Raw genomic sequence first — 13,697 nt, 5'->3', positions numbered from 1 at the left:
TTCATCATCTTTTAAAGTGCATTGCCCCTAAATCAAAAGGCGTTAGGCGTTATATCAAAGGCGGAATTGTTGCTAAAGACTGCGGTGTTGAATACGCACGCTAAAATGGACATTTCGCTGTTTTGGTTATAAGTGTAAGGCATTCGTTACTCCTTGTTAGGATTTTTAATCGTCTTAATTATACCATACTTTATTAAAAAACAATAAAAATTACTAATAATATTTTATACAATACATAATAGCATGCTTCTATCCCAAACGCTCAAAGCGTTTAGGATTTCTGCTTAAAGGATTTGAAGCTTTGATAGAGAAAGGGGTGTGGTTTAAGCTTTATTTTTCATTTTCGCCATGATCATCATGATCGTGATCTTTTTTGCCTTGTTCATCGTGATCTTTTTTGCCTTGTTCTTTGCCATGCCCTTTGCCATGTTTATCATGACCACCGTGTTTATGGTGTTTATGCATTTTCCCATGCTTGCATGATCTCAACCCAAAATCATCATCCATGTCTTCCATGTTGCCTTTTTTAAGCACTTCTTTAACGGCTTTTTGGCGGGCTTCAAAATCCGCTACGGTCATGTTGTCTGTGTTTTTAATTGCATATTCATGCAATTGTTTATGGAACGCCTTTCTCTTATCTTCAGGCATTTTTTTCATGCGCATTTTTAACTCTTTTGTGTAATCCACAATATCCTGCGGAGCGACAATACCAGCCATTTTAGCCAAATCTTCATCGCTTGTTTTACTGAAATCTTTGGCGTTTAAAGCCACAAATAACAACGCACTAACAGAAAGTATTTTCAACGCTTTTTTCATTTTTTATCCTTTTAAATTAAATTTTATCTCACTTAGGAGAGCAATGTTCGTCTTTTTTCTTAACAGCCCTACACCAAACTTTTCTCGTATCACCGCTGCAAACGCTCACATTAAGCCCTTTTGCCTTGATTTCTTCAGCACTCAAACCTTTGGTTTTTTCTTCTAATTCCTTACGCACTTCTTCACGCATTTTTTTGAAATCCTCTTCGCTCATTTTGGAAAGATTCTTCCTAGCGATCCGGCTGAAATTCGCGCGGAATTTCTTAGCGTCTTCAGCTTTTAAAGCTTTAAGGCGTTTAGACACTTCCATGCGATAATCAATCGCTTCATTAGAAGGCAGAGTGCCTGCTAATTTTAAAAGTTCCTCGTTTTTGAGTTGCGAAAAATCCCTAGCGCCTAAAACCTGTAATCCAAGCAAAGCTGATAGGCAAAAAGCCAAACTCCTTCTCATTCCCAATTCCTTGTTGTCTAAATTTTTGCCGCATGACGACAGCAAATTTTGGCATTCTACCATGTTAATTTTAACTTATTCTCAAACATCTCTAAGAGCACTAAAAAATGGGTTTTTAAATTTTATATAGCCATTGTGTCATCATTTAACTTTTATTTATAAAGGTCGTTTTAAACCCTAAAATTTTAAAATACCCTTTTGAATGATTGGTTTGCATGGCGTTGGTAGTTTTTGGCTTATTTTGAGTGAAAGGATCAAGATGTTTGTGGTTTTTATAGAAGGTTTTGGTTTAGCGATTTCTTTGTGCGCGGCGGTGGGAGCACAATCCTTGTTTATTGTGGAAAGAGGCATGGCTAGGAATTATGTGTTTTTGATTTGCGCTTTGTGTTTTATGTGCGATATTGTGTTAATGAGCATGGGCGTGTTTGGCGTGGGGGCTTATTTCGCTAAAAATCTTTATTTGAGCTTGTTTTTGAATTTATTTGGGGCGGCTTTTACTGGATTTTACGCTTTTTTGGCTTTAAAAACCCTTTTTCAAACCTTTAAAAAGAAGCAAGTCCAAACCCCCAAAAAACTATCCTTAAAAAAGACCTTATTATTCACTTTAGGCGTTACCTTACTCAACCCTCAAGTGTATTTGGAAATGGTGTTTTTGATTGGCGCGAGCGCTTTATCTTTTAACTTAGCGCAAAAATTTGTCTTTTTAGCCGGCACTTTATCGGCGGCTCTTTCTTGGCTTTTATTGTTATGCGTTTTGTCGTTACGCTATGGCTCTAAACTTTTAAACAACCAAAAAATTTTTATGGGCGTGAATCTCTTTGTAACCGCTATCATGGGAACGCTTAGTATTAATTTATTTAAAGATTTTTTAGCGCTATTGAGTAAAACCTAAAAAGGGGCTAGTTTTAAGTCATTTTGCATTACAATACTCCTAAATGAGTTTTAAGGATTACAATCAATATGCAAGTTTTAGCGTTAAAATACCGCCCCAAACATTTTAGCGAGCTAGTCGGTCAAGAGAGCGTGGCTAAAACGCTTTCTTTAGCCCTAGACAACCAGCGTTTAGCTAACGCTTATTTATTCAGCGGGTTAAGAGGTTCAGGCAAAACCAGCTCTTCTAGGATTTTTGCTAGGGCTTTAATGTGCGAAACAGGGCCAAAAGCCGTGCCTTGCGATACTTGCATCCAATGCCAGAGCGCTTTAAACAACCACCACATAGACATTATAGAAATGGACGGGGCGTCTAATAGGGGGATTGATGATGTCCGTAACCTTATAGAGCAAACGCGCTACAAACCAAGCTTTGGGCGCTATAAAATCTTTATCATTGATGAAGTGCATATGTTCACCACCGAAGCGTTTAACGCGCTTTTAAAGACTTTAGAAGAGCCTCCTAGCCATGTGAAATTCCTTTTAGCGACAACGGACGCTTTGAAATTGCCCGCTACCATACTCAGCCGCACCCAGCATTTCAGGTTTAAAAAAATCCCTGAAAATTCCGTTATTTCTCATTTAAAAACCATTTTAGAAAAAGAACAAGTGAGCTATGAAAGTAGCGCGTTAGAAAAACTCGCTCACAGCGGGCAAGGGAGCTTGAGGGATACGATCACTCTTTTAGAGCAAGCCATCAATTATTGCGATAACGCTATCACAGAAAGCAAAGTGGCTGAAATGTTAGGGGCGATTGATAGGAGCGTTTTAGAAGATTTTTTCCAAAGCCTAATCAACCAAGATGAAGCACGATTACAAGAGCGTTATGCCATTTTAGAAAATTATGAAACCGAGAGCGTTTTAGAAGAAATGATGCTTTTTTTGAAAGCGAAATTGTTAAGCCCTGATACTTATTCCATCCTTTTGATAGAGCGCTTTTTTAAAATCATTATGAGCAGTCTCAGCCTTTTAAAAGAAGGGGCAAATGCCAGTTTTGTGCTGTTGTTATTGAAAATGAAATTCAAAGAAGCTTTAAAACTCAAAGCCCTAGACGATGCGATTTTGGAATTAGAGCAAACCCCTTTCAATCAAAGCCCTAGCATAAGCTATAACGCCCCTAAACAAGAATTTAAAAGCGCAGAAAAAATAGAACAAGCAGAAAGAATAGAGGGAACAGAAAAAAGAGAAAAACTAGAAAAAAAAGAGAACGCAGAAACCCCGCAAACTCCCATGCTTTCAGCTAAAGATCGCATTTTTCACAACCTTTTCAAACAAGTTCAAACATTGGTTTATGAGCGCAACTACGAATTAGGGGCAGTGTTTGAAAAAAATATCCGTTTCATTGATTTTGACAGCCAAACTAAAACCTTGACTTGGGAGTCTTTAGCCACTGATAAGGATAAGGAGCTTTTAAGAGAACGATTTAAAATCGTGAAAAGTATCGTTGATGGGGTTTTTGGCAAGGGCGAAAGTATCAAAATCGCTTTAAAAAATCATTTGGAAAATAAAAGCGCTAGAGAAGAAACTAAAGAGGTTAAAGATTTTAAAATCTCTTCTTTAAGGGAAAAAATCTTACCCCAACCAACCACCGAAACCACGGCTGAAACTAAAGAAAAAGAAACTAAAGAAAAAGAAACTAAAGAAAAAGAAACTAAAGAAAAAGAAACTAAAGAAAAAGAAACTAAAGAAAAAGAGGTTCAAGAAAACGACACTAAAGAGATTCAAGAAGTCCAACCAAAACAAGCCCCTACAGCCTTGCAAGAATTCATGGCTAACCATTCTGATCTCATTGAAGAGATTAAGAGCGAGTTTGAAATCAAAAGCGTGGAATTGTTATGAGAGCGCATTTAGACGAGTTAGACAAAGTGGCTGCTGCAATTTTAAAAGATGATTTTAAGGGGGTGGTGCTTTTAAAGGGCGTTGTGGGGAGCGGTAAAACGACTTTGGTTCAAGCGTGCTTGAAACATTTGGGTTTAGACATTCAAGCGACTTCGCCCACCTTTAGCCTGATGCATGCTTATAGCGAGAGCGTGTTCCATTATGATTTTTACATGCGCGATTTAGAGGCTTGCTTGGAGCTTGGCATGTTAGAGTGCTTGTTGGAAAAGGGGATCCATTTTGTGGAATGGGGCGATGAAAAATTAGAAAAAATTTTAAAAAAATACGATTTAGCTATTAAGGTTGTGGAAATTAAAACCGAATTAACCAGCCGTTTTTATACAATAAAGATCGCTTAAAGGGTCGTTTGAATGGATATTTTAAAAGCAGAGCATTTAAACAAACAGATTAAAAAAACCAAAATCGTTTCAGATGTTTCTTTAGAAGTGAAAAGCGGCGAGGTGGTGGGGCTTTTAGGGCCTAATGGAGCGGGTAAAACCACCACCTTTTATATGATATGCGGGCTTTTAGAGCCTAGTGGGGGGAGCGTTTATTTAAACGATGTGGATTTAGCTAAATACCCCTTACACAAGCGCTCTAACTTAGGCATAGGCTACTTGCCCCAAGAATCCAGCATTTTTAAAGAATTGAGCGTGGAAGATAATCTAGCCCTAGCAGGGGAGAGCACTTTTAAAAACTCTAAAGAAAGCGAAGAAAAAATGGAAAGCTTGCTAGACGCTTTCAATATCCAAGCCATAAGAGAGCGCAAGGGCATGAGCTTGAGTGGGGGAGAAAGAAGGCGCGTAGAAATCGCTAGGGCTTTAATGAAAAACCCTAAATTCGTGCTATTAGATGAGCCTTTTGCGGGCGTGGATCCGATTGCGGTGATTGACATTCAAAAAATCATTGAAAGCCTGATTGGATTAAACATCGGCGTGTTGATTACCGATCACAATGTGCGAGAGACTTTGAGCGTGTGCCACAGGGCGTATGTGATTAAAAGCGGCACGCTTTTAGCGAGCGGGAACGCTAATGAAATTTATGAAAACGCTTTGGTGCGTAAGTATTATTTAGGGGAAAATTTTAAGGTATAGACATGGCGGTTTTACGCGCAAACCTTAGCCCTAAAAACAAATTAAACGCTACCTTAAAAGGGTGGCTCCCCATTTTACAAAGCGAGCTTGAAGACTTAGAAGAAGTGTTGAAACAAAACGCCCTGGATAACCCCTTAATCAAAATTGAAAACAAACGCATCAAAAATTTTAGCGATCGCTTTAGCGCTAAAAATAGCAGCGATCATTTAGAAAATTTCGCAATCGCATCTAAAAGCCTTTTTGAAACCTTAGAAGCTCAAATCATTCCCCCCCTCTTTCCCACTGAAACCTCTCAAAAAATCGCTATGGATATTATCAACGGGCTGGATAGTGAAGGGTATTTTGAAGAAAACATTGAAGAAAGGGCTAGAATTTTAGGGGTAGAGAGCGAAGTTTATGAAAAAGTGCGCCAGCGTTTTAGTTACCTTAATCCCGCTGGCATTGGCACTAGAGATGTGAAAGAGAGCTTTTTATTCCAGCTAGAGGGTAGGGAATTAGACAATAACGAGCTTTATGAAGAAGCGCGAAAAATCATTTTGAATTTAGAAAAACACCACGAATTTTCTAAAGATTTTTATTATGAAAAGGCTTTAAAGATTTTAAAATCCTTTAAAAACCCCCCAGCCATTGAATTTTTAGAAAAAGAAATAGAAGTCATTCCGGAGCTTTTTATTCTAGAAGTGGATAATGAAATCATCGTGCGTTTGAATGATGAGAGCTACCCAACGATCAGTTTAGAAGAAAATCGCTTTAAAGATAGCGCTTATTTAAAAGAAAAATTAAAAGAGGCTAAAGATTTGATTGATGCGTTGAATTTGAGAAAAGCCACGATTTATAAAATCGGTCTCATGCTTTTAGAGTATCAATACGATTTTTTTAAGGGTAAGGAATTGCGCCCTTTAAAATTATTGGATTTAGCCAATGAGTTTAACCACTCTGTAAGCACGATTTCAAGGGCCATTTCTAATAAATATTTGGCATGCGAAAGGGGGGTTTTCCCTATTAAGCATTTCTTTAGCACCGCCTTAGACAATAGCGAGACTTCAAACGCTGTGATTAAAGACTACCTTTTAGAATTGATCAAAAACGAAGACAAAAAAGAGCCTTTGAGCGACGCTAAGATTTTAGAACTCATTGAAGAAAAATTCCATTTGAAAATGGTAAGAAGAACGATCACCAAATACCGCCAACTGCTCAACATCGCTTCTTCAAGCGAAAGGAAAAAGCTCTATTTGATGCGCGCTTGAAAATAACCAACCAAATGATTTCGCTCTCATTGAGCGTAAATGATCAAATTAAAATACTTTTGAGCATTTTTTAGATTTTATAACTAATACTCTATTAAATAGATCTATAAATCACTTAAAATCCCTAAACAATTTCCCTAAATCCAAATCAAGCAGTTCTGTTTGGGATCGCAATTCTAAAAGGTTTTGAGCCCCTTTAATCAAATCGTTACTGGAAATGCCATGAGAAAGAGAGATTTGGGCTTCTAAAAACGCGCTCAAATGATCGCACACCTTCAAAAGCTCCCCACAAACCCCAAGATATTCATCGCTGTTATAAAGCATAAACAATTCTTCAGCGTCTTTAGTGAAAATGATTTTGTGAGACTTGTCTTTGTAGCGGTTTTTAAACTCGTTTTCGGTGAAATATTTCAAATCTTCTTGAACGCCCAAAGAAACAAAAGAATAGACTTTGTTTTGCATTTCCTTTTTTTCAATTTCTTTAATGCAGTTATCAAGCCCCGCAACGCTTTGTTTGATGGGCGTGATAATGTCTCGGGTCAAAATCTCGGGTAAATCATGGAAAAGCCCGCCCAAAAAATGATTGATCCGCATGCTTTTACAAGCTTTTAAATCAAAGCTCAATAAATACCCCATAAGCGCCACGCATAGGGTATGCCCTAAAACACTAGTTTGCGGCACTCTTGGAGTTTGGCTCCAACGCTTTTGGAAACGCAACTGCCCAAACATGCTCACCAATTTTTTCAGATCTTCTTTTTCCCCAAAAAGCCCTTCAAACAAATGCTCGTTATTGTGGAGTTGCTTGTCAATTTTATCTTTAATTTCTTTCACGCCATACATGTTGGGGTTAAAATGATAAATAATATCAAACTCCCACTTAGACGCATAAAAATGCGCACTCTCTAAAATTTGAGTTTCTAAAATTTGGGGTCTGTGGCTTAAATACTCTTTGAGTTCCTCTAAAGAAAAATACGCGCTGATTTCATCTTGCAAACTTTGCGCGACATAGGAGGCTAATTCTTGGCTGTGCGTTTGTTGGAGGGCGTAAAAAATAGGGGGTTTAATATCGGTTAAAACCAAGCGCTCCAAAAATTCAAAGCAAAAGAACTTGATTAAAAGATCTAAATCTAAATCTTTACCCCTATCTTTTGAATCTTTAGCGAGCAGATACGCAATCATCGCTTTATGGGCTTGTTTGTCTAATTCCACAAATTCCAAAGGGCATGCTTGGTCATTCCAGCGCCTAATAGACGCGCCCACAAACACACGCCTTAAAAATTGAGGTTTGAGTTTGGGGGCTTTTAGGGGTTTAATAGGATGAGCCGCATACATAACTTTCCTTTTTATACTATTTTGAATATTAAAGCTATGATCTTATTAAGAAATATTGATTTGATCGCACAAGATTGAAAAATCTTAACGCACCACTATCAATACTAACTTAAATCTTATTATACGAAAAAAAGACAAAAATAAGGCTTTTATTTAAAAAAATATTATTTCTGTCATGGATTTCGCGCTTAATGGATTTTATACTTAAAACACCCACCCGTAATTAAAAAACACCTTAAAATGGCTAGCCCCTTCATTGAAAACAAGAGAGTTCGTATAATCGCCATTGCTAGAAACGATGCTAGCTTTTCTTTGGATTAAAGGAATGCTAATCCCTACAGAATATTTAGAATGCTTATAGCGGTAGTTCAATCCGGTAGCCACATCTAAATTACCGCTTCCTTTGACTTTATTGAGCGCATAATAGCTGTTATACAAGCCCCTTAACCCCCCAAAGATACCAAAAGATGAAGAAAAGTTTCTTTTGGTTTGAACGCCTGTAGGGCTATTTTTATTGGAGTAAGTGGTGATGAAATCTAGTAATAAATCTATCCCCCCACCATAGCTCAATTGCTGGAATTTTTGATTAAGGGCTTTAGAATAGTTGTATTTGATGATGCCATAATAAGCCAACCCTATGAAATCATTGAAGTAGTTTTGATAGCCTATTTTAGCGTTAACCCCTAAAATAGGGCTTCTAAAACTTTGCGATGCGCTTGAAGAATAGTGGTTGGTAACGCTAGAAGTGACAAAGGTTTTTTGGATGGTGCTGAGCATGGAATTGGCTAAATCTTGCGTGTTCAAACTAGCGTTTAGGTTGTAGTTTGTTTGACTCCCCAAGTTAGCGTAATTGATCGGCAAGGCGTTTTGATTGATGAGCTGCTGCCAAACCGCTGCCGTTACCCCTAAAAAGCCCGCCGGGACATCCGCGCAATTGTGATAGATGGAATTAGGGTAGTTGCTAGGGAAAGCGCTCTGACCTTGACCCCCATAAAGCGAGCACACATTATAGGGGAGGCCATCAGAATCTTTTGGCTTGCCATTTTCACTTTGACCGGTTGGCACCCTTTGGTAAGTCATGTTCCCATTATGCCCATAGCCTTTAGTGTGGCTGAATTCATGCAAGATGGTTCTTAAATCCTCTAAATTGATAGTCTTAAGGTTGTTGCCAAAGAGTTTTGTAGGATCTAAAGCAGAAGCCACTACCCCTAACTGACCATAATGCTTACCATCATCATTATTGCTAGGGGTAATATCACTCCCAAGCCCTACAACCCCTGAATCCTTTAAAATAACGACATCAAGATCCGCTTTGTTTCTAAATTTATTGACAATGTCTTGTTTGTTTAACACATAACTTTCATTTTGAGAATTGACACGCCCGTTTGTCCCAGGATTTACGCATTCATTCTCTTTACTAGTATCGCATTCCTCTCCGCCTTTATTAGTAAAATCAAAAGGAGCGTTTAAAATCGCATCGCCCCAAGATTGAGAGTCTAACACAGCGATCATGTTCAACATCAAATTAGTGAATTCCTCTGCGGTTTGTGGGGTAAAGGCTTCCCAGTGATTTTCGTGATCTTTAAATTTGTTTTCATTCCTATAATTTACGACCAAATTTGTTTTAATCTTATTGAGCGTTTCAAACACCCTTTGCGTGTTAGCGTCAGAAATAGAAGTGCTAGTGGCTTCAATTTTTGGAAGAAATAAAGTATAAGGGTCAATTTTTAGACTATCAAATGCCTCCCCAGGTAAAACAATCTTAGAGTGTTTGGGGATGGTCTCTATCACGCCTAGATCAATTACATTGCCTTGAGCGTCTTTAAAACTAAGCTTCACGTTGCTTAAATTATAAGGTAGGAAGTTTTCTATAGTTAATTGACCATTATACATATACAACACTCTAATGGGGGATAAAGATGAGAATTTTAATTTTGAAATCGCTTCGGCATTGGTGAATAAATTAGCCGCTCTTTTTAAAATCGTGTCTGTGGGTAAATAATTATAAGTCGCATAAGTGTTTTTTGTGGTGGTGTGTCTTTTTTCTTGCGTTTGCGTGCCTTCTAATAGCCCGGTTTCAAAGCCGGCTTCTATGAAAAAGCCATTTTTCTCATTCGCTTCTAAAGCGCTGAATAATAAAAGTGGGATGAATAGTTTTCTCATGGTTATCCTTTGTTAGTTTATAGTGTTTTCATTATACAATTTAAGGGAATGGTTTGTTTATTTTATTGAAATTTAAAGTTTTTACAAGGGATTAGTGTTTCATATTGAAACAAAATTTCAACAACAAGCGTTTGTTTTAGGGTTAATTTAGCATTAATTAGGCTGTGTTAATCAAAGTTTGGTAGGGAAAACCCTTTAACTCCCCCCTTATAACCCCCCTTAATTTTTCTAAAAAGTGCTTTACTTAGCGCACTTCTTTATATCAATATTCCAGTCAGCACCGGATTTGATTTGGTATTTTTGCGCGAAATTATCCCTATTCAGCGCTACGGAAACATTCAACAAGCTGTTTAAATAGACCAACGGCTGGCCTTTTAAAACATCGCCAAAGCTCGCAACATACGGCATTTTCCCTTCGTATTTTTTCTTGGAACCTTTAAAAATCGTTACACACAGCGTGTCATTGAGTTTGATTTTTGCTTGATTGAGTAATTTATCGCTGATATTGCTCCAAACATTGCCGTATTGAATATCAAGAATTGGGATATTACCCTTCACCTCCCCTTTTGTGGCTTTCGCTTTTTGGTAAGGAATTTCAACGACTTTTGGGGGAATCTCTGGCCCAACCTGCTCGAATGTGATCGCTCCAGAAGCCAAGCGCGCCCCAGTGTAAGCATACACATCACGACCATGGAAAGTATAGGATTTTTCAGAACCTTTCAAGCGGTTAGCTTTTTCATCAATTTCACGCACGCTATCAATCCCCAAAGTTTGTGCCACCAAAGTCAGCGTGCCGTTATCCGGCGAGACGAAATACTGGCCGTTTTTAGTTTTCAATACCACCGATTTACGCTTAGTGCCTACGCCCGGATCAACTACGCTCACAAATACCGAACCTTTTGGCCAATAACTAGCGGTCTGATACAAGCGGTAAGCGCCCTCCCAGATGTTATACGGAGGGATTTCGTGCGTTAAATCAAAGATTTTAAGATTGGAATCAACGCTGAAAGCAACGCCTTTCATCGCTGAGACCGCCCCATCTTTTAGGCTAAAATCCGTTTGTAAAATCAAAGCGTTATCTGCATAAACAGACGATAACCCTATGCACGCTGATAAAAACAACGCTGAAATCGTTTTTTTCATCTGTATTATTTCCTGAATAACAAAAGTGGAGTGGATTGTTTTCTCATGGTTATCCTTTGTTGGATTAAAGTGTTTTTATTATACAATTTAAGGGGGTTGTTTGTTTGTTTTTCACAATTTAAAGTTTTTATAAGGGATTAAAATTTCGTATTGAAACAAAATTTTAAAATAAGTCTTTTATATTAAAATAATTCAAAATGATTTATTATCAATTAGATTCTCTTAAGGATAGGGGGGTTTTCACTTAAAACGCAATATCGCCAATATTTTCACTATTCTCTATATAGTATTTAAAACGCTCTTTTTCTAATTCGTTTTTTAGGATTTGTTGCTCTTCTAAAAGCAGGCGTTTTTGATCCTCTAGGGTGTTGATTTTACGGCTAATATAATAGATATTATTGCTCAAATAGATTTTAGGCACTAACAGAGCTAAAAATGTGCCCCCAAAAACCAATACCCCTATTAAAGCCATTAAAGAAAGGCCGTGCGAATTTTCATTTGCAGTTCCAGCAAATAATTCTTTCTTTTCATCCTCTTCTATGCGCACAAAGCGTTCTTTTTCATTTGAAGAATGGGTTTTGATATTCATGGCTTATTCATTGAACTTATTCATGGTTTGAATTGAAACACCCTCATTTTAGCGCTTCGTGAACGCCTGTTGTTTTTAATTTCTTCTGGGCTTGGAGTGATGGGCTTTTTGGTTAAAATTTCGCCTAAAGCGTGATTGTTAGAGCAAGTGCATTTGAAACTTAAAGAATCGCAAATGCAATTTTTAGCGTAATCTTTAAAAGCGTTTTTCACTAACGCATCTTCTAAAGAATGGAAAGAAATCACGCACAAAATCGCTCCCTTAAGGTTTCTAGCGCATTGTAAAAACTCTTTTAATTCTTCTAATTCACTATTAACTTCTATGCGAACGGCTTGAAACACTAAAGTCGCTGGATGGATTTTTTTATTTTTAGAAAGGGAGCTTAAAAAATCGCTCAAATCCTTAGCGTCTTTAAAGGGTTTTTTAGCGCGCCTTTCTGCAATTTTGTGGGCGATTTTTTTGTATTCTTTGATTTCGCCATAGTCTTTAAAGATTTTTTCTAACGCCACTACAGGATAAGAGTTGATGACCTTTTGAGCGTTCAAATCGTCTTCTAAATCCATGCGCATATCCAGAGCGTGCGAGTGGAAATTAAACCCTCTGTTATCATCATTAAGCTGCAAAGAGCTCACCCCTAAATCCACTAAAACCCCTTTAATCTCCTTGTTATGCGTTTCTAGGGCTTCTTTAAAGCGTTTAGCAAACCCCCCGCTTAAGAGATTATAACGCCCTTCAAAGGCTTTTAATCGTTCTTTAGCGATTTCTTGAGCGAACTTATCCTTATCAATGCCAATGAGTTTCAGGTGCGGTTTTTGGGATAAAAGGGCTTTAGAATGCCCCCCTAACCCTAAAGTGCAATCAATCAAAACCCCTTCTTCTAAAGGCGTGAACGCTTGCAAAACTTCTTGCAACAAAACGCTTTGGTGCAGATTTTCTATTTCTTGCAAACAATCCCCTTAAAACCCCTAGATGAATTTTCCAAACGCTCACTCAATGGTATTGGTTTTGTTGGTTACGCTCAAAAGTTTCTTTATAATCAATCTTAGCTTTTTAAGATGCAAAAACCCAGACTAAAATCCCTTTTATAAAGACTAAAAAGGGTTTAAAGACACCCTTTTAAAGGGTTTAAAAAGTGTAGTTATACCCCAAATAAAGCGAATAATCCCGTTTCAAATGGTAATAAAGATTAGTAGCGTTAGGACCCGCACTCAAAAACTTGTTGATGAGTAGAGGCACTCTCACGCCAAACTCTACGCCGTTATGCTTGTAGATATTGGCTCTCACGCCAAAATTCAACCATACTTGAAAAGCAACGGTTGAAGTTTTGGTGCTATAAGGAGCGTTAGGGTTGCAATAAGTAGGGGTGCAAACATCAGGACCTTTAGCTTCAATGATTTGCTCTTTCCAATAGTTTGCCGCTGAGCTTTTCCAAGTGTTACCGCCGATAGCGACCCCACCAAAAACACCAAAAGAAGCGTTATCGTTATCAATAATATCAGCTAACAAATCGCTCCCCACACCCCAAGAGACCATATCCAACTGGATTTTATTGGGTGCATAAACTTGCTTGCCTAAAGTGGCATGCCCGTAATCAAAAAGCCCATACACTCTAAAACCAAACCACTTGCTTGTCATATCAAAAGACTTGAACTGGAAAAACTTCTTATAACCCACATTCAACCCAAGACCATTCAAAGCCCCATTAGCGTATTTAGCATGCCAGTTGATATTGGTATGTCCTGGATTATACTTATTAGCGGTAAGACCTGGGGGGCAACCTACAACACTCCCTGTGCAATCCCCTGTGTTATAAATATTACTATTCAAACGGGCTTGTCCAAGCTGATAATTAGTCCCTATATAAACACCATCACCTTCGGCTAACAACGAAGAGCTTAAAACTGCGGATAGAAGCCCTAAAGCTACAAACTTTTTCATAAATTCCATTCCTTTACATTCCTATCTTTAAAATTGTCTCATAAAATAATAGCATGTTTATCCTTAATCAAGCAAATATTTTTAACTCTTATGAATAAGAAATGATAATAAAACCA

The 13,697-nt window shown here is 37.8% G+C and carries 13 protein-coding genes; 5 read left to right on the top strand and 8 right to left on the bottom strand.

Annotated features, from left to right (window positions below; translation table 11 throughout):
- Positions 1–330 precede the first annotated feature (330 nt).
- Positions 331–816 carry a sialic acid-binding protein gene (locus tag HG567_RS03170; protein ID WP_202163984.1) on the bottom strand — a complete coding sequence of 162 codons (486 nt, stop codon included), beginning with the start codon at positions 814–816 and terminating at the stop codon, positions 331–333.
- 28 nt (positions 817–844) lie between these two features.
- On the bottom strand, positions 845–1,267 hold the full coding sequence (locus tag HG567_RS03165) for a DUF1104 domain-containing protein (protein ID WP_120917743.1): 423 nt from the start codon (positions 1,265–1,267) through the stop codon (positions 845–847).
- A gap of 259 nt (positions 1,268–1,526) precedes the next feature.
- Between HG567_RS03165 and HG567_RS03160 the strand changes: the two genes are divergently transcribed.
- The 5 genes from HG567_RS03160 (at position 1,527) to HG567_RS03140 (ending at position 6,416) form a co-directional block, all read left to right on the top strand.
- Positions 1,527–2,159 carry a LysE family transporter gene (locus tag HG567_RS03160; protein ID WP_202140229.1) on the top strand — a complete coding sequence of 211 codons (633 nt, stop codon included), beginning with the start codon at positions 1,527–1,529 and terminating at the stop codon, positions 2,157–2,159.
- Positions 2,160–2,227: 68 nt separating this feature from the next.
- Complete coding sequence (locus HG567_RS03155) at positions 2,228–4,036, top strand: DNA polymerase III subunit gamma/tau (RefSeq protein WP_202163983.1); 1,809 nt, start codon at positions 2,228–2,230, stop codon at positions 4,034–4,036.
- Positions 4,033–4,434, top strand: coding sequence for a tRNA (adenosine(37)-N6)-threonylcarbamoyltransferase complex ATPase subunit type 1 TsaE (gene tsaE / locus HG567_RS03150; protein WP_001201266.1), 402 nt, complete (start codon positions 4,033–4,035; stop codon positions 4,432–4,434). Before HG567_RS03155 ends, tsaE begins: the two co-directional genes overlap by 4 nt.
- A 12-nt stretch (positions 4,435–4,446) precedes the next feature.
- Complete coding sequence (gene lptB / locus HG567_RS03145; RefSeq protein ID WP_000353224.1) at positions 4,447–5,169, top strand: LPS export ABC transporter ATP-binding protein; 723 nt, start codon at positions 4,447–4,449, stop codon at positions 5,167–5,169.
- Positions 5,170–5,171: 2 nt separating this feature from the next.
- Positions 5,172–6,416 carry an RNA polymerase factor sigma-54 gene (locus tag HG567_RS03140; protein WP_202140124.1) on the top strand — a complete coding sequence of 415 codons (1,245 nt, stop codon included), beginning with the start codon at positions 5,172–5,174 and terminating at the stop codon, positions 6,414–6,416.
- A gap of 111 nt (positions 6,417–6,527) precedes the next feature.
- Here the strand turns inward: HG567_RS03140 and HG567_RS03135 are convergent, their stop codons facing one another.
- The 6 genes from HG567_RS03135 to hopE form a co-directional block, all read right to left on the bottom strand.
- Positions 6,528–7,748 (bottom strand): HD domain-containing protein, encoded by a 1,221-nt coding sequence (locus HG567_RS03135; RefSeq protein WP_202163982.1) that lies wholly within the window; start codon positions 7,746–7,748, stop codon positions 6,528–6,530.
- 204 nt (positions 7,749–7,952) lie between these two features.
- Positions 7,953–9,911 carry a porin family protein gene (locus HG567_RS03130; RefSeq protein ID WP_202140122.1) on the bottom strand — a complete coding sequence of 653 codons (1,959 nt, stop codon included), beginning with the start codon at positions 9,909–9,911 and terminating at the stop codon, positions 7,953–7,955.
- Between the two features lie 240 nt (positions 9,912–10,151).
- On the bottom strand, positions 10,152–11,054 hold the full coding sequence (locus HG567_RS03125) for an SAM hydrolase/SAM-dependent halogenase family protein (RefSeq protein ID WP_202163981.1): 903 nt from the start codon (positions 11,052–11,054) through the stop codon (positions 10,152–10,154).
- A gap of 244 nt (positions 11,055–11,298) precedes the next feature.
- Positions 11,299–11,643, bottom strand: coding sequence for a hypothetical protein (locus tag HG567_RS03120; RefSeq protein ID WP_202163980.1), 345 nt, complete (start codon positions 11,641–11,643; stop codon positions 11,299–11,301).
- Positions 11,644–11,663: 20 nt separating this feature from the next.
- Positions 11,664–12,590: a 16S rRNA (cytosine(1402)-N(4))-methyltransferase RsmH gene (gene rsmH / locus HG567_RS03115; RefSeq protein ID WP_202163979.1), complete on the bottom strand. Its 927-nt coding sequence runs from the start codon at positions 12,588–12,590 to the stop codon at positions 11,664–11,666.
- A 178-nt stretch (positions 12,591–12,768) separates the two neighbouring features.
- The gene (gene hopE, locus HG567_RS03110; RefSeq protein WP_000395404.1) at positions 12,769–13,590 is read right to left on the bottom strand and encodes a Hop family outer membrane protein HopE; all 822 of its coding nucleotides are present in this window, start codon (positions 13,588–13,590) and stop codon (positions 12,769–12,771) included.
- Between the last annotated feature and the right edge of the window lie 107 nt (positions 13,591–13,697).

Source organism: Helicobacter pylori (genome assembly GCF_016755635.1).
Taxonomy (GTDB): domain Bacteria; phylum Campylobacterota; class Campylobacteria; order Campylobacterales; family Helicobacteraceae; genus Helicobacter; species Helicobacter pylori_CQ.
This window is presented reverse-complemented; position numbering and strand designations above follow the sequence as displayed.